Genomic DNA, 16,268 nt, shown 5'->3' with positions numbered 1-16,268 from the left:
TGCAGATGAACCAACCGACAGTAAAACGTAAATTCCTGGCCTTGTTTGCCCTGGTGCTTTCGACCGGCGCAGGGAACGTCCTGGCCGACGGGGCGGTGCTCAATCTCTATTCAGCCCGCCACTATCAGTCCGACGAAGCCTTGTACGCCAACTTCACCAAGCAGACCGGGATCAAGGTCAATCGCATCGAAGGCAAGGCGCAGGAATTGATCGAGCGGATCAGCAACGAAGGGGCCAACAGCCCGGCCGATGTGTTCATCACGGCAGATGCCGCCAGTCTTGCCGTGGCTGCCGCCCGGGGTATTTTTGCCCCGGTCCGGTCGACGGTGCTGGAAACGCGTATTCCAGCCCACTTGCGCTCGGAACAATGGTTCGCCTTTTCCACCCGGGCGCGGATGATCATCTACAACAAGCGCAAACTGAAGGCCGAGGATGTGCCGACTTACGAGGCGCTGGCCGACCCGAAACTCAAGGGCTTGTACTGCAGCATTCCCGGCGGACACATCTACAACCTGACCTGGGTGGCAGCACAAATCGCGCATCGCGGCGAAGCCGAAACCGAAGCCTGGGCGCGCGGGCTGGTGGCCAATCTGGCACGGGCGCCGAAAGGCGGCGATACCGATCAAATCAAGTCGGTGGCCAGCGGCGAATGTGCGGTGGCTGTCTCGAACAGCTATTACCTGGCGCGCCTGATGGGTTCCGAGCGGGTCGAGGAGCGCAATCTGGTCAAGCGTCTGGGCATTGTCTGGCCGAACCAGGAGAGCTACGGGACGCACATCAACGTTTCCGGTGGCGGCATGGTCAAGAGCAGCAAGAACCGGGATGCCGCCGTTCGCTTCCTCGAATATCTGGCCAGCGATGAAGCGCAGCGTTATTTGGCCAATGGCAATAACGAATGGCCTGCTGTGCCAAATGTTGCGGTCAACAACGAAGAACTGGCAGAAATGGGTAAGTTCAAGGCGGATAACTTGCCGATTGGCAAGCTTGCCCAACAGCTATCGGCGGCGCAGAAACTGCTGGATCGGGCCGGTTACCGATAATTTCATGCATCCCGGCTGTGCCGGGCAGTGGGCTGACAATGCCTCAGGCGGCGAGGGCTTTCTTGTGCCCTTGCTGCTTGGCGCAGCCATGGGCTTCCTGCAGGCATTCATGCGCGCAACTGGCGCAGCGTCCGCATTCTCTTGTGACACCAAGATCCCGGCGCAAGTCCTTCAACGTGCGCGCCCCACCTTGTGCGGCTTCACGAATCTGGCGATCAGTCACTGCATGGCAAACGCAAACGTACATGGAACGTCTCCGTGGGTTGAGATGTTAATGCGAACGATTTGTATTTTATATAATTGAGAATGAATGTCAATACCGCTTGTCTGTTAGTCGACAATAGATGGCATCTAGCGGCGATTCGTATCTTCACAGCAAGCAGGATGCCAGTTCGTCGTGGTCCACGAAAAAGCCGCGGACAGGCCGCGGCTTCGGTATTTCTGGTCTGGCGAAAGCTCAGCCTTCGCCGGGCTCCATGTGGGCTTGCAGATAATTCGGCAGCGTGACGTTTTCGATCAGGCTTTGCTGGGTTTCCAGCCAGTCGATTGCCTGTTCGCAATGCTCCAGCAAGTCCTCCAGCAGATCGCGGCTGACGTAATCCTGGAGTTCCTCGCACAGCGCAATGGCTTCAACCAGTTGCGGGCGCTGTACTTCACGCTCCACCTTGAGGTCGCCCTGCAGGCATTCGACGACGTTCTCACCGATCAAGAGCTTGCCTAGGTTCTGCAGGTTGGGCAGGCCTTCGAGAAAGAGGATGCGCTCGATGACTTCATCGGCTTCCTTCATGACGCGGATCGACTGCTTGTACTGGTAGTCGTTGAGTTTTTCCAGGCCCCAGTTGCGGAACATCCGGGCATGCAGGAAATACTGGTTGATTGCGGTCAACTCGTTTTTCAGCACTTTATTCAGTGCTTCAATGACTTTCTTGTCGCCTTTCATGATTTATTCCTCAGGCCGGGTTGCTCGAGCCCATCTGGCTCTGCAGGTAGTTTTGCAGGCCGACCAGATCGATCAGGCGAAGCTGTTTTTCCAGGAAGTAGGCGTGGTCCATTTCTGTATCGTCGAGCTGGACGACGAGCATGTCGCGGGTCACGTAGTCCTGGGCTTTTTCACAGGCGGCGATGGCTTTTTTCAGATCGCCATCGACCTTGTATTCGACGGCGAGATCGGATTTGAGCATGTCCGGCACCGTCTTGCCGATTTTCAGGCCGTCGCGCTTGGACAGATCAGGCTTGCCTTCGAGAAACAGGATGCGCTGGATCAGGGCACGGGCATGCTGGCGCTCGTGGTCGGATTCGTGGATCGACTTCTGGGCCAGTTCGTTGAGACCCATGTCGGCATACATCTCGCCATGGATCAGGTACTGATCGACGGCAGTCAGTTCGCCGGCAAGCAGTTCGTTGAGGATATCGATGATTTTTTTGTCGCCCTTCATGGCATTTCTCCTGAGAGTTCTTTGGACAGCGGACTGGCTGGCGGTCGCGGCTGGCTTGCCCTGGACGGCATTCTACGGCGCAAGCTGCAAGCTTAGAAGGGAATTTTCGGGAAAAGTTCTTTCATAACAGTCAATTAGCAACTGTTCTCATTCGTCTTCTGGTACACCCAGATATGCCGGGCAACCGAATGTTCCAGTGCCAATTCGACCTCTTCGGCCAAAATCACGGTCATCGGCTTTTGCTGCAGCACGCGGATCGGGCGCGATTCGGCGAGGCCGTAGGCAGTCAGTTGTTCGCGCTGGAGGGCGTCGATTTCCTCGCCCAGGCCGGCCAGTCGGACTTCCGTGCCGGGGGCGATGAAGGCGAGGGGAAGGCGGGCGTCGTGATTGGGGCTCATGAGTCGGTTACCAAAGGGCGCGCAGGGCGAAGTTGAACAGGCCGCCGATGAAGAAGGCGAAGGGAACGATGACGGCCACCATGGTCATGGCGATCTTCGCGCCTTGCTCCTTGATCAGCATCATCAGGCTGGCGAAGCAGGGAATGAACAGGGTAATGGTGATCATGCCGACCACGGCCTGAATCGGGTCGAGTACATCGGCCATGGCGAACAGGCCGGTCGCACCGAAGTCGCGGCGCAAAAAGCCCATGACGAAGGCCGCGGAGGCTTCCTTGGGCAGGCCGAGCCAGCCGCTGACCAAGGGTTCGCCGGCTTCGATAATGGCCGGCAGGGCGCCAAGCTTGTCCAGTGCGAACATGATGAAAGTGCCGAGCAGGAACAGCGGAATGACTTCGATCAAATACCACTTCAGGCGGCCGGTCGTTTTCTTGATGACGTTGCCGATGATCGGCAGGCGCATCGGCGGCAGCTCGGTGACCAGCGGGATGCGCCGGCCAGGAATCAGCTTGGCGGCGAGGAAACCGGCCAGCAGCAGGACGCCGACCATGGCCAGGGCCCAGATCAGCACGGCGGTGAAGGAAACGCCGCCGAGCATGCCGAGGACGACGCCGAGCTGGGCCGAGCAGGGAATGGCGAGGGCGAGCAGGAAGATGGTGATGATGCGTTCGCGCGGCGAGTGCAGGATGCGTGTGGTCAGCGTCGCCATCGTCACACAGCCCAGCCCGAGCACCATCGGCAGTACGGCGCGGCCGTTGAGGCCGATGGCAGCGAACAGGCGGTTGGCGATCACCGACAGGCGCGGCAGGTAGCCGGAGTCCTCGAGAATGCCGAAGGCGATGAAGAAAGTGGTGACGATGGGCAGGATCAGCGCCAGGGCATAGGTCATGCCCATCGTCCACAGGCCGTAGTCGCCGACCAGCATTTCGCTGATCCAGGAAGCGCCGAACCAGCCTTCGACCAGCGCGGTGAAGCCCGGATTCAGGATGCCTTCGAACAAGTCCTCTTCAAGCAGGCCGACCAGCGTCGTCGCGCCGAAAACACCGACGAACTGGTACACCGCGTAGAGCACGGCAAGCAGGATGGGAATGCCCCACAGCGGATGGACGACGGCTTGGCCGACGCGTTGCGACAGTAGCGGACTGCTCTTGACGGCGCGGCGGGTGACGCTGGTCGCCAGCGCGTCGGCGGCTTCGGTGCGTTCGCGGGCGAGCAGGCCAGGCAAGTCGCCTTCAGCGCGGTCGACGGCATTTTTACGCAGATTTTCCAGTTGACCGTAAGTCGCGCCGGCATGCTCGCGCAGCCAGGTTTCAACTTCGCTGTCGGCGCCGAGAAACAGAATGGCCAGACCGCGTGCGGCGAGTCCAGGGTGCGGCGCGTTTTCGCTGATGGCGGTGGCGACGGCATCAATGTCGCGCTCAATAGCCGGGTCGTAGCGCAAAAGTCGGTCAGCGACGCTGGCCTTCCCCAGGCTGCCGGTCAATTCACCCATGCCTTCGCCGCCGGTGGCGACGGTGGCCAGTACGGGAATCCCCAATTCTTCGGCGAGGCCGGGAATGTCCACCGTGACGCCGCGTGCCGTCGCTTCATCGTGCATGTTCAGCGCCAGCACCATCGGTACGCCAAGTTCGGCGAGCAGTGCGGTCAAGGTCAGGGTACGGCGCAAATTCTTCGCATCGCCGACCTGTACCAGGCAGCGGCTGGATTCATTGAGCAGGGCGCGCATGGTCGCCCGCTCGTCGTCGCTGCGCGAGGGCAGGGCAAGCACGCCCGGCGTATCGAGCAGCAGCGCCGTGGCGTCGAAGCGGGCGCTGGCCCGGGTGACTTCGACGGTGGTGCCGGGGTAGTTGGAGACGTTGACGTAGGCGCCGGTCAGCCGGTGGAACAACACGGACTTGCCGACATTGGGGTGGCCGATCAGCAAGACGGCGTTGGCGGCGGTGATGTTGGCATTCATGGATATTCCTGGCTTCAGGATTTGTCGCAGGCAGTCAGCGATGCAGCCAGCCATTGACGGTTGATTTCACCGGTACGCTGCGCACAGGCGCGACGTCCAGTGTCGAGAATAACAGTATGTGGCAAGGCGCCGATGCGGTTACCGAAGCGGGCAAGCAAACCGCGTGGTTCGCTGGGGCCATGCAGAACGAGCAATGGCGCTCGCAACACCGCCTGGATTTCTGCGGGGGCGGCGGCCGTTTCCGTCGGGCGCTGCAAGGCGACGGTAATGACACGGGCTTGTCCGCTGCGGGCCAGCGCGGCAAGTTCCGGCATTTCCCGGAGGCAGGGCGGGCAGTCGGCGCGCCAGAAGTTGACGACGGTCGGCATGGCCGGCAGGCTTGATAGCGTGATGAAGCGATGGCCGTCGGAAAGTTCGAAATCAAGCGGTATTTTTGCGGTCGACGCCCGGTCGACCGCAAAAACCGGCCCGGCACTCAGGCTCAGGGCCAGGATTGTGCAAAATGCCGTTTTTCCCGTCACAGGGCGAATTTCACGCCGCCGTAAATGAAGCGACCACGGTTCGGCCCCCAGATTTGCGTGACGTCGTAATTGCCAGCGCTATCGACCCAGAGCATGCTTTCCTTGTCCGACTGCTTGAAGTCGAACAGGTTGTCGACGCCGAGGTAGAAGCCCCACTGTTTGTTGACGCGGTATTCGCCGCGCAGGTCGGCCGTCCAGTAGGACGGACTCTTGTCCAGTTTCGGGGTGCCGTTGAAGTTGTAGCGCGGCGTGTTGGCATAGTCGTAGAACTTCTTCAGATCCATCGGGCCGGTCCAGGTGCCGCGCGCCATGCCGGTCCATGGGCCGCTTTCGTAATCGAGGCGCAGATAGGCGCGGGTTTCCGGCCGGGCGAAGGCCAGGGTGCCGGGTTCGGAGAAGCGATACTTGTAGTGTTCGGCCGCCACCGTGGTTTCCAGTTGCGGCGTCAGTTTGTAGGTCAGCGTGATGTCGGCGCCGATGACGGTGACCGGCTTTCTGGCCGAGGTGAAGCGCGTGATCGCCGCGCCGGTGATCGGGTCGGTGGCGCCGGAATCGAGCAGCGCCATGTTCCTGATGCGGTTGTAGTTCAGCGAGCCGACCCAGGCCAGCCGGTCGCCGGCATAGGACAGCGCGTAAGAGGCGTTGTCGGAAATCTCGGCTTCCTTGATCTCGCGGACGATGCGCGAGGTGTCGAGGATGCCGTGGTCCTGCTCGAAGAACGAGGTCGGCGCACGGAAGCCGCGACCGACGGCGAAGCGGCTGTTCAGTTCGTGGCTGTGGTTCCACAGTACGTTCAGGCGCGGGCTGGTGATGCTGCCGAAGACGTTGTGATCATCGTGGCGGACCGAGCCGTTGACTTCAACAAGGCCATCCAGAAAAGCGTGATAGGCCTGCAGGAAGACGCCCGGGGTGCGGTACTTGTAGTTGTCGATGCCGTTATTGGGGGTGCCGTCGGCCATTGCACCCCGGCTGTCCAGGTCTTCGTAGCGATAGGTCAGGCCGGTCGTCAGCAGCGTGGCGCCGAGCGGCTGCTGGGTACTGGCTTCGACGTAGTATTGCAGTTGTTCGGCCTTGTAGATGGCGTGTTCGTAGTAAGAGTCCTGCTTGTGTTTGGCCAGGCCAAGGGCAAAGCGCATCGTCCCTTCGCCGAGTTTGTGCGTTGCGCTGGAAACGAATTGCTGGCGGTCGGTGAAAATGATTTCCGACATGCCGCCCAATCCGTCGTTGTAGGGGCGGATTTGTCCGTCGTCGGCATTTCCGGCTATACCGTCCGGGCCATCCAGCGCGACCCAGCCGCCGGCATTCGGCGAGCCGTTTTTACCCTTGCTCCAGTTGAAGGGATTGCCGGTTTCGTCGCCCTTGACCTTCGAGTAGTTGTCGCCCATCGCGCCGCCCATGCGCTTTTCATCGACGATATCCAGGCGGCCCTTGATGGTGAAACCGCCGACATCGTCAACGAAGAAACCGACACCGCCCAGATTGCGTTTGAAACCGGTGTATTCGGAAACCTTGTTGCCATCCGCATCGACCGAATCATGGACATTGTGGTTGAAGTTTGCGGTCAACGCGCCGCCGGCAAAGGTTTTGGCGCCGAACAGGTCCGTATTGATGTGGCCGAACGAGCCGAACTGCTGGTTGATCAGCAATTCGTCCTTGAGCGGCCGGCGGGTCACGATGTTGACCGAACCTGCCAGCGCTTCCGGGGCAATCAGGCTGGTGCCGGCACCGCGCGAGATGTCGATGCGCTCGACGCCGCCGAGGCTGACGCTGTCGAGGCCGTAAGCGGTGGACACCGACGAGAAGATCGGAATGCCGTCGATCAGTAAGGTTGTATAGCGGCCAGGCAGGTTGTTCAGCACGACATTGCGCACGTTGCAGATCGAGCACTCGGTCTGCACCGAGATGCCGGGGCGCTTGTCGAGTGCTTCGGTCAACATCGTTGCGCCGGTCTTTTCCAGCTCGCGCGCGCCAAGCGATTCGGTGGCGATGATCTCGTCGCGCAACACCGGTTTGGCACCGATGGATTTACCGGAATTGACGGTGATTTCCCCCAATTGTTTATCGGCCAGTGCCGGCCCGGCAAAGGCCAGAAGGATGGCCAGTGCCAGCGGCTTCGGTTGGATGCGGTGCATGGTGAACTCCCTGTTTTGGTTTTTTGCTATTTTTCGCCCGGTTGTGTGACGAAGCCGATCTTGCCGATGCCCGCCCGGCGGGCTGCGCTCATGGTTTCGGCGACGCTCTCGTAACGGCTGTCGCGGTCAGCCTTCAGGTGCAACTCAACGTTGGCATCCTGGTTCGCTGCCTCGCGCAAGCGGGTTTCCAGGGTGCCGCTGTCAATCGGGTCGCTGCCGAGGAAAATCCTGTTGTCGGCGGTGATCGAAACCTGCAGCGTCATCGGCTTTTCCGGCGTCGGCGTGCTGGCGGCGCGCGGCAGGTCGACCTTGACCGAGTGCGTCATCAGCGGTGCGGTGATCATGAAGATGATCAGCAGGACCAGCATGACGTCGACCAGCGGCGTCATGTTGATCTCGGCTGTCGGCATCTGGCTGCCGGTGCCGTTGAAGCTGCCCATCGCCATGTTATGCAGCCTCCGTCGCGGCGCGGGCGCGCATCGGGTGAATCTGGGCGCTGTTGGCAACCATCGGCTTGCCAACCGTGAAGAAGGCGTGCAGGTCGTGGGCAAAGGCGTCGAGGTCGGCCAGGATGACGCGATTGACGCGGGTGAAGGTGTTGTAGGCGAATACTGCGGGCAACGCGACGGCGAGGCCGGCGGCAGTCATGATCAGGGCTTCGCCGACCGGGCCGGCGATCTTTTCCAGCGCCGCCTGGCCGGTCATGCCGATGGCGACCAGCGCGTGATAAATGCCCCAGACGGTGCCGAACAGGCCGACGAAGGGCGCCGTGGCGCCGGTCGTGGCGAGGAAGGTCAGACCGTCTTCCATGCCGGCTTGAGTCGTCGACAGTTGCTGACGCAGCGCCCGTTCCATTTGTTCTGATGGATCGAAATGGGAAGCCAGGCGACCGGTCACCGTTTCACAGTCGTGGTTGCAGCAGTTGGCTTGGGTCGCGAGTTGGGCGTAGGGGCTGTCCTCACCGGCATCGCGCAATTTGTCGATGCCTTCTGCCACACTGCCGGCGGCCCAGAAAGCGCCAACGGCCTTTGCCGCCTTGCGCAGACGCCACCAGTCCCAGGCCTTGGCCAGGATCAGGTACCAGCTGGCAATCGACATGATGACGATCAGGATGGCGACGGTATGTGATACGGCATCACCTTGTGCCCAGAGATGGGCAAACCCGAAGGCGTTTTCTTGCGTGGTTTCCTGCATGCTATTGCTCCAATTTGAAAATGATGGGAACCAGAACCCAGCTCTGAACGGCGTTGTCACCGCGTTTGGCCGGGATGAATTTCCAGGTGCGCACGGTTTTCATCGCGGATTCGTCGAGGCGATTACTGCCGGATGAGGTGCGGATTTCGACGGCATCTGCTGTGCCGTTCGGCGTGACCGAAACGCGCAGGATGACCTTGCCTTCTTCGCCCATGCGGCGGGATAGCGGCGGATAGGGCGGGGCCGGGTTGCGCAGGTAATCGGCATCGAACCGGGCCTGGCTGACGGCAGGTGCTGCAGGAGCAGGGGGCGCGGGTTCGGCAACTTGCGGCGGCGCGACCGGGGCGCTTTCCGAAGGCGCTGCATTGCTGGTGGTTTCGAGGACCGGGGCCGGCGTCTTCGGGACGGGCTGCGGCTTCTGTTTTACGGGTTCCGGCCTGGCAACGGGCAAGGGCTTGGCCGCCGGCTCATCCCGGATTTCCGGTGGCGGCAGCAGATCGACGATCAGCGGCATTTCCATGATTTGCGGCGCGATGGTCTTGGCTGCCATGATCAGCAAAAAAATACCGACATGCAGACCGACCACGAGACCAAGCAGACTGCTGCGCTGACTGTTTGACGGGCGGGAAAGTGTGTAGCTCATGGCGATTTTCAGGTGAATCCCGTGCTCGCCGAAAAACCCCTTGGCTTGCTGGCGTCTGGCGCGCTGGCTACGGGAAAAGTTTTACAACGGAGAGAAAGCTATTTGGTCAGGATCAGTTTGTTTTCACGGGTGACGCGCAACAGATAGCGCTGGCCCGCGTGTTCGATCTCGACCGTGTTGGCGCCACGCAGGATCTGGTCGCTATCCAGCCGGAGCAGATTGCCGGCCACAGGGGCGGGATTGGCGGGTACGACTGGTTTGGGCTGGCTGTTCATGGTTTGTTTCATGATTGCTGACTAAGACGGAATGGATTTTATCTAAACGAGAACCATTGTCAACAACATTCGCATTAGCTATTCGCATCTTCCGTGCTGCAAGCTTCGCTGACTGCGCGTCCAAAACTCGATACGCCGGCATTGCGTACAAACAGGCAGCGCTTACCGGTGCGTTTGCACTGTTCCTTGACGCGCCAGTAGGCGTTGTGACTGATGCAACCGGCTTGGCAAATGACCAGGTCGGCAGTCGCCAGGACGCCATCAATGCGGTGCAGGCTTTCCTCCAGGCCACCATCGTGGTGCAGGAAGCGTCCCCCGGATTGCTCAACCAGCTGGCGATAGGCATCGACAGCACCGGAGCGTCCGCCGACGCACAGGATGCATTTGCCGGATAGCTGCTCCGCCATGCCGGGTTTCGCGTTACTGGCGCTATCCGGCGGGTTGTCCTGGGCGACCAGTTGGTTGATCGTCTCCTCGGCATGGCGCAGGCGTTGGCGTAGCTGCAAAAGTTCAGACTCATGACGGGCGGCCTGGGCATTCAGTGCGGTGCTGCGTGCTTCGGCATCGCTGGTGCGGCGTAACAGGCTTTGCCGGTCTTTCAGGTCGGGCAGGCTGGCGCGTAGTTGGTCGAGTTGGCCGGTCAGTGTCGCAATACAGGCATCGCGGCCGGCCATTTCTGCTCGCAGGTCGATCACGCGCTGGCCCAGGGCCTGGGTTTCGGTGGATTTTTCGGCCCGCAGCGATTCGTTTTCCTGACGCGCCTTGTCCAGTTGTTGACGCAGTTCGCGCGTTTCATCCTTCAGTGTTTTGAGCGTCTTCAGATCAGTCCGGGTACCCGTGCCGATCTGGTGCTGAATCATGTGGATATCACCGTAGACGTTGTGTTCGAGCGTGTTGTCGCAGGCTGGGTGAGTCCAGGTGGCCCAGAGCGCGGCAGGAATTTCTCTGCCGCTGCTGGTAGCTTCCCGCCACAAGGTTTGCAGGGCGGCTGTGTCCTTGGCACAGGCGAAGCGGCGAACGGTTTGCTGGAAGCGTTTTTCCAGTTGCTTTTGCAGTAATTCAGACAGTTGACCGCGAGATTCGCAGGCGCCTACTGCGGTGGTGTGCAGTACGAAATCGGTGGTGTCATGGGGAAAGTGCATGACTTTCTTCATCAGCGCCCGCAGCTCGGCAACGTCGAAACAGGTGCCGATGATCGGGCAGTGGAACTTGTGCGAAACCTCCCAGAGCTTGCGTCGTCGGGAAGGTTGTGGCGTTGGTGCAAGCGCCCGCGGGGCGTTGTTCAGCATGGATTCAAACAACTGCAGCGGCTGGCGGGTCGGGTTGAAGCTGCCGCCAGCGACATGAAAAGGGAAACCGGGCATGCTGGGACTCCTTGAAGAAGGCTGAGCTGGCTTGCCGGGTTTCTGGCTGGCTTGCTTAAACGAGAATTATTATTGTTTAGGCGTTATGGGTTGTCAAGCAGCTTTGCTTGCGCATCCTGGCGCAGCGTTTTTTCCACCAGATATAGACGCCGGTGATTGCCAGCAGCGCGGTGAGCAAGCCGATCAGCGTGACGATGATTCGATACGGCAGCCCCCAGAGGTGGGCGAGGTGCAGCGTCAGCAGCCAGGTCGTGACCGTGTCGCCGCTGGCCTGCCCGGTCGGCAGGTAGTTGCCGAGCAATCGGCCATCATTGGCGGCGAAGACGATGGTGGTGTTGCCGCGCTTTTCGTTGACATCGAGATCGCTGCGCACGCGGTAGTGAAATACGGCGCTGCGCGGGTCGTAGCGCAGGCTGCTTTCTTCGTGGATCGAGAAGCCGTGCTGCCGGCTTTCTTCTGCCACCAGTTGCCGGGCACGCGCCAGGGCTTCCGGCCAGGCCATGCCTGGTTGCTTTTGTGCTTGCGGCAAGCGGGGGGCCAGCTTTCGCGGTTCCGGCTGGCGTTCGAACAGCGCATCCATGACCGGCACGTAGACTTCGGGCAGGTTGAAGGCGACGCTGCTCCAGGCAAAGACGAACAGCAGCATCCAGGGCCAGAGCCCGCCGGCGCGGTGCAGGTCGTAATTGCGTTTGTAGTTGCCGGCGGACCAGCGCAGTTTCCAGGCCGGCCACCAGCGCTGCAGCCAGGCTCGCCAGCCGCGTGTTTCCGGACGTCTTGCCGCAGCCGGCAAGGTCAGCCAGGCACCGGCAAAGCAGTCGGCCGTCCATAGCAGGGCGACAATGCCGAGCAGCAGCGTGCCAAGCTTGCCCAGCGCCAGCGAGCGATGCAGTTCATAAATGAAGGGCGCGAGGTTGTGCAGGCCCTGGCTGATGTCACCGTAGTGGCGGCTGCCGAGTATTTCGCCGCTGTAGGGATTGACGAATACGGTGTCGTCGGCGGGGGGCGGTCCCTCGCCGGGTTGCAGCCAGAAGACGGCAGCCCGGTCTGCCGGGGCGTTCAGGGAAAGGTAATGGATGCTGGTGCCCGGGTAGCGTTCGAGCACGATCTGGCGCAAGGTCAGCGGATCGATTTGCCGGCTCTCTGTTGTGGGTGCTTCGACCTTGAGCCAGCCGGGATTGATCGCTGCATCAATCTCCCCGAACCAGACCAGCAGACTGCCGGTCAGGCCGGCAATGACCAGGAAGATGGCCATCGTCAGTCCGACGTAACGGTGCACCAGAACGATCAGCCGGCGCAGCATCGCCGGGCTCAGAAGCGGGCGCTCAGAGCGATGCGGAACTCACGTCCGGGTTCGCGCGAGCCGACGACGCCCTGGTAACCGGGAATGTGCTGGAAGTCCTCGGTGGTGGCGTGATCAAGGTAGTCCTTGTCGAACAGGTTCCTGATGCTGAGCGTGATCGCGTAGTCATCGCCACCAGCCGGGCGCCAGCGGGCATACACGTCATGCACGCCGTAGCCCGGCTTGTCGATCTTGCCGACGCTGGTCGGCTGGCCATCGATGCCGCGTACGAAGCGCCCTTGCCAGCCCGTGTCGATACGGTCGTTCATGGCGTAATCGAGGCTGGCGGTCACCGTGTTCCCCTGGCTGATGCCGAGACCGTTGTGGGCGTAGCCGTTGGGAACGTCGTCGTCGAGCGTCAGCAAGTTGCGGTGGAAATTCACCGCCATGTTCAGACGATTCCAGCGATAGCCGGTATGCAGTACGAAACCGCGTGATCGTAGTTCGCCGACATTCTCGTAACGGTTGGGATTGCCAAGTGGGTCAGCGATGGCGTCATCGATCCGGGTGTCGTAAATCTTGCCGCCGAAACGCAGGCGGCTTCGTTCAAATTCAAAGCCCACCTCGGATGAGCGGGCTTTCTCAGCCTTCAGGCCGGGGGCGTTGCTTGCTACCGACATCTTGAATGCATCGATATTGCCTGGTCCGCGCAGCGAGCGGGAATGAGCGGCGAGCAGCACCAGTTCAGGGTTCAGCGCGTAACTGAAGCCAATGTTCGGGCTGTAGCCGCTGGCTGTCAGCTTGGTGCCGCTGTCGTCGGTAACTTCGTAGCGGTCGTGACGGACGCCAATGTCCATGTGCAGCGGGTCGGCCAACTGGATGCGATCCTGCACGAAGACTCCGCGAACCTTGCCCTTGCCTGTTTCCTCATGCCGGTTGGTGAGCGAACCAGCATTGACGTCGTCCTTCCGGTAATCGAAACCATAGGTCAGGCGGTGATTGGCGATGATGCTGGTGTTGCGCAGATCAAAACCGGTCGATTGCATTTCGGCGATATACACGCCCCATCTGCCAATGACGTTCTGTTCGAATTCGGTCCGGGTGTCGTAGACGTTGCCCGCCAGATCAAGCAGTGGGTTGTCCGATTTCCACGTATAGCCGGCGTTCCAGGTCTTGCGCTCGCTGCGCATCGGGTAGGCCGGGTTCCACGAACTGCGGACCCATTGCGGGCGTTGGTTGCGCATGCCGTCGCTGTCGTGCTGGTCGTAGGTCAGGCGTAGCGTCTGTTCGCGCGTCAGCTTGCCGACTACCTTGAAGAAGCTCGATTCCTGCACCGAGCCGGTGCTGAAAACCTGATTGCCGCTGCCGTCTTCGTAGTCGTTCTGGTCCAGGCGGGTCAGCGAGGCCATCGCCGACCAGTTCTCGCCGAGGCGACCGAAGACCGTGGTGTGCGCTTTGTAGCCTTCGGCGTTGCTGGTGTATTCGCCCTTGACCAGGGCGCCGGCCTGTTCGCCCTGACGCAGCATTTCTTCCGGGTCCTTGGTGATGAAACGGATGGCGCCACCGAGTGCGCCCGGACCGGCGGTGGCATCGACGACGCCGGGCATGATCTCGACGCGGCTGATCAACTCGGGTTCTAGCTGCAGCCGGCCGGCGTGGTGAAAGGCACGATTGCCCTGGACGGTGCCGTCAATGGAAACATTGACCAATGTGTCCTCGACGCCGCGGACAAAGATTTTCTGGGCGATGCCGTGGCCGCCGCCGACCGAGACTTCGGGCTGGCCGGCGAACACATCTTCCAGATCGTTGGCGGCGTAGCGCTGCAGCGTCTTCGCGTTGACCCGGCCAGGGCTGGCGGCGCTGCCGGCGAGGCCGGCGGTGACGCGCACCGTCGGCAGCGTCGCTTCGCCGCCCGTCGCTGGTGCCCGGACGATGCGGCGCAGCCCGTATTTGCCGCTGGCGTCGCGGAAACCTTCGAGGTCGCTGCCGTCGAGCAGCCGGTCAAGGCCTTCCTGCGGCGTGTAGGTGCCACGCAGGCCGGCGCTGTTCAGACCGGCGACCAGTTCGCTGGGAAAGGCGAGCAGGATGCCGGCTTCGCGGCCGAAGCGGTTGAGCGCATTTTCCAGCGTACCGGGGCCGATATCGTATTTCTTGCGAGCCGAGGCGGCGCTGCTGGCGCTTGGCTCGGCGTGGGCGGCAGGTGGCAGTATCGCCGTGACGGCCAGCGCGACGGCCAGGCCGAGCAGCGTGCGCTGGAAGACGGGGGGCGTGTTATCTCTTGGGGGCATGTTCAAATCCTTCGATAAGTTGGCAAGCGAAGTGGCTTACCCTCCATGTCTCGCAAGATTCGAAAACAGCTCAGCCAGCGTAAAAAATTTTTACCGATTCCGGCTGCTCGCCTTGACCGTCGCCCAGTAGCGGGTGATGTAGTGGATTTCCACGGGCAAGGTGCTGCGCAGGGCATCGAGAATCTTTTCCGGTTCGCCGAGTGGGTACGAACCCGACAGGCGCAGCTCGGCCACCGCCGGGTCGCAGTGCAGGCGCCCGGGGCGGTGGCGGTCGACCTCGGCAACGAAATCGGCCAGGCGCATCTGGCTGGCGACGATCATGTGATCCTGCCAGGCAATGCGGTTCTCGTCGGCCGATTCCGTGGCCGAGATGGTGTCGTCGGCGAATTCCACGCTGTTGCCGGCGGCGATCGTCATCTTGCGGTCAACGGCACCGCTCGGCAGGATTTCGACGGCACCCGCGAAAACATCGAGGCGTGTCCGGTCCTCGTGGAGGCGGACCGAAAAACGGGTGCCGATCGGCACCAGCGCGCCATCCCGTGTTTCAACCCGGAACGGGCGCGGCTGCGGAAAAGCGTCGTCGCGCCCGGTATCGATCAGAATCTCGCCACGCACCAGTTTCAATTGGCGCATTTTTTCCGAAAAAACGATGTTGACCGCACTATCGCTGTTCAACTGCAGTTTGCTGCCGTCCGCCAGTCGCAGCGTGCGCCGCTCGCCGGTGGCGCTCTGCTCGTCGGCCAGCCAGGCTTGCCAGGGCGCGTTGTCGCGCACCGTCAATACGCTGCCACCTGCAAAGAGGGCAAGTGCCAGCAGCTTGATGGCCTGGCGCCGGCTGTGCGTGGCAGGCTGGGTCAGCGCCGCCTGGGCCAGGGTCGAGCCGAGCGGTGAGGCGAGGCCGCCCAGTCGGGCGTTGACCGATTCGATGCGCTGCCAGGCGCGCTCGTGGGCCGGGTCCTGTGCCCGCCAGCGCTGGATGGCTTGATCGGTGTCCGATGTCGGGCCGGCCGTTTGTAACTCGACCAGCCAGGTCACCGCCTGTCGGGCGACCTCGGGCGGAATGCCGGCAATATTGCGGTCGACCGCGGCTGCGGGCAAAAAACCGGGGGCGCCGGCAGGCGAGGGCGAGGCGCTACGCATTCAGTCCAGTTCCAGCGCGAAATAGCATTGGGCGCCGGCCTTGATCAGGTAGCGCTTGACCGAACTGAGCGAGATGTTCAGCGCGGCGGCGATTTCACCGTGACTCATGCCGTCGAGCTGGGCATGCAGGAAGGCACGCTTGACGACGGTCGGCAGGCCATCGAGCAGGCGGTCGATCTCGATCAGGGTTTCCAGCAGGCAGGCTTTTTCCTCAGCCGATGGCGCAACGGCAGCCGGCCATTGCGCCAGCGTTTCCATGAAGGCGCGTTCGATCCGTTCGTGTCGCCAGTGATTGGATAGCACCCGCTGGGCCACGGTGACCAGGAAGGCGCGCGGCTCTTCCAGTTGCGGCACTTCCGCGCGGTTGAGCAAGCGCAGGTAAGTGTCGTGCAACAAATCCGCCGCCCGGTGCGTACAGCCGAGCTTCTTGCGCAGCCAGGCGTGCAGCCATCGATGATGGTCGACGTACAGTTCGGCAATGGAATGGGCAGTGGACACAGAGCGCTCCGGTTTGGAAAAACGCTGGCTGGCTGCCCATTGGGTGGCTGGCTATTGGGAATGGTTCTTATTATGGTGGCGAGGCAGCGCGCCGTCAATAACGTGT

Annotated in this window: 17 protein-coding genes; 1 reads left to right on the top strand and 16 read right to left on the bottom strand. The window is 61.6% G+C overall.

Going from position 1 to position 16,268, the window contains the following annotated elements; translation table 11 throughout:
* Positions 1 to 5: 5 nt before the first annotated feature.
* Positions 6 to 1,040: an extracellular solute-binding protein gene (locus RCI20_RS14645; protein WP_373691530.1), complete on the top strand. Its 1,035-nt coding sequence runs from the start codon at positions 6 to 8 to the stop codon at positions 1,038 to 1,040.
* Between the two features lie 43 nt (positions 1,041 to 1,083).
* Here the strand turns inward: RCI20_RS14645 and RCI20_RS14640 are convergent, their stop codons facing one another.
* From RCI20_RS14640 to RCI20_RS14565, 16 genes are all read right to left on the bottom strand, one after another.
* Positions 1,084 to 1,287 (bottom strand): (2Fe-2S)-binding protein, encoded by a 204-nt coding sequence (locus tag RCI20_RS14640; protein ID WP_306606731.1) that lies wholly within the window; start codon positions 1,285 to 1,287, stop codon positions 1,084 to 1,086.
* 210 nt (positions 1,288 to 1,497) lie between these two features.
* Positions 1,498 to 1,980: a bacterioferritin gene (gene bfr, locus RCI20_RS14635; protein ID WP_306606729.1), complete on the bottom strand. Its 483-nt coding sequence runs from the start codon at positions 1,978 to 1,980 to the stop codon at positions 1,498 to 1,500.
* Positions 1,981 to 1,990: 10 nt separating this feature from the next.
* Positions 1,991 to 2,476 (bottom strand): bacterioferritin, encoded by a 486-nt coding sequence (bfr, locus tag RCI20_RS14630; RefSeq protein ID WP_306606727.1) that lies wholly within the window; start codon positions 2,474 to 2,476, stop codon positions 1,991 to 1,993.
* 134 nt (positions 2,477 to 2,610) lie between these two features.
* Entirely contained in the window at positions 2,611 to 2,874 is a 264-nt protein-coding gene (locus tag RCI20_RS14625) for a FeoA family protein (RefSeq protein ID WP_306606725.1), read from the bottom strand.
* A 7-nt stretch (positions 2,875 to 2,881) separates the two neighbouring features.
* A complete protein-coding gene (feoB, locus tag RCI20_RS14620) occupies positions 2,882 to 4,828 on the bottom strand; it encodes a ferrous iron transport protein B (RefSeq protein WP_306606723.1) in 1,947 nt (648 codons plus the stop codon).
* Positions 4,829 to 4,842: 14 nt separating this feature from the next.
* Complete coding sequence (locus tag RCI20_RS14615) at positions 4,843 to 5,349, bottom strand: TlpA disulfide reductase family protein (RefSeq protein WP_306606721.1); 507 nt, start codon at positions 5,347 to 5,349, stop codon at positions 4,843 to 4,845.
* A complete protein-coding gene (locus tag RCI20_RS14610; protein ID WP_306606719.1) occupies positions 5,346 to 7,481 on the bottom strand; it encodes a TonB-dependent siderophore receptor in 2,136 nt (711 codons plus the stop codon). Before RCI20_RS14610 ends, RCI20_RS14615 begins: the two co-directional genes overlap by 4 nt.
* Before the next feature lie 26 nt (positions 7,482 to 7,507).
* Entirely contained in the window at positions 7,508 to 7,927 is a 420-nt protein-coding gene (locus tag RCI20_RS14605; RefSeq protein ID WP_306606717.1) for a biopolymer transporter ExbD, read from the bottom strand.
* 1 nt (position 7,928) lies between these two features.
* Positions 7,929 to 8,675: a MotA/TolQ/ExbB proton channel family protein gene (locus tag RCI20_RS14600; RefSeq protein ID WP_306606715.1), complete on the bottom strand. Its 747-nt coding sequence runs from the start codon at positions 8,673 to 8,675 to the stop codon at positions 7,929 to 7,931.
* A gap of 1 nt (position 8,676) precedes the next feature.
* A complete protein-coding gene (locus RCI20_RS14595; protein ID WP_306606713.1) occupies positions 8,677 to 9,318 on the bottom strand; it encodes an energy transducer TonB in 642 nt (213 codons plus the stop codon).
* A gap of 98 nt (positions 9,319 to 9,416) precedes the next feature.
* The gene (gene hemP, locus RCI20_RS14590; protein WP_306606711.1) at positions 9,417 to 9,593 is read right to left on the bottom strand and encodes a hemin uptake protein HemP; all 177 of its coding nucleotides are present in this window, start codon (positions 9,591 to 9,593) and stop codon (positions 9,417 to 9,419) included.
* A 74-nt stretch (positions 9,594 to 9,667) separates the two neighbouring features.
* On the bottom strand, positions 9,668 to 10,957 hold the full coding sequence (locus RCI20_RS14585) for a DUF2325 domain-containing protein (protein ID WP_306606709.1): 1,290 nt from the start codon (positions 10,955 to 10,957) through the stop codon (positions 9,668 to 9,670).
* Between the two features lie 76 nt (positions 10,958 to 11,033).
* The gene (locus RCI20_RS14580) at positions 11,034 to 12,257 is read right to left on the bottom strand and encodes a PepSY domain-containing protein (RefSeq protein ID WP_306606707.1); all 1,224 of its coding nucleotides are present in this window, start codon (positions 12,255 to 12,257) and stop codon (positions 11,034 to 11,036) included.
* Between the two features lie 8 nt (positions 12,258 to 12,265).
* Positions 12,266 to 14,524, bottom strand: coding sequence for a TonB-dependent receptor (locus RCI20_RS14575; RefSeq protein WP_306606705.1), 2,259 nt, complete (start codon positions 14,522 to 14,524; stop codon positions 12,266 to 12,268).
* 90 nt (positions 14,525 to 14,614) lie between these two features.
* A complete protein-coding gene (locus tag RCI20_RS14570; RefSeq protein ID WP_306606703.1) occupies positions 14,615 to 15,664 on the bottom strand; it encodes a FecR domain-containing protein in 1,050 nt (349 codons plus the stop codon).
* Positions 15,665 to 16,162, bottom strand: coding sequence for a sigma-70 family RNA polymerase sigma factor (locus tag RCI20_RS14565; RefSeq protein ID WP_306606701.1), 498 nt, complete (start codon positions 16,160 to 16,162; stop codon positions 15,665 to 15,667).
* Between the last annotated feature and the right edge of the window lie 106 nt (positions 16,163 to 16,268).

It is taken from the genome of Azonexus sp., assembly GCF_030824335.1.
Classification (GTDB): Bacteria; Pseudomonadota; Gammaproteobacteria; order Burkholderiales; family Rhodocyclaceae; genus Azonexus.
This window is presented reverse-complemented; position numbering and strand designations above follow the sequence as displayed.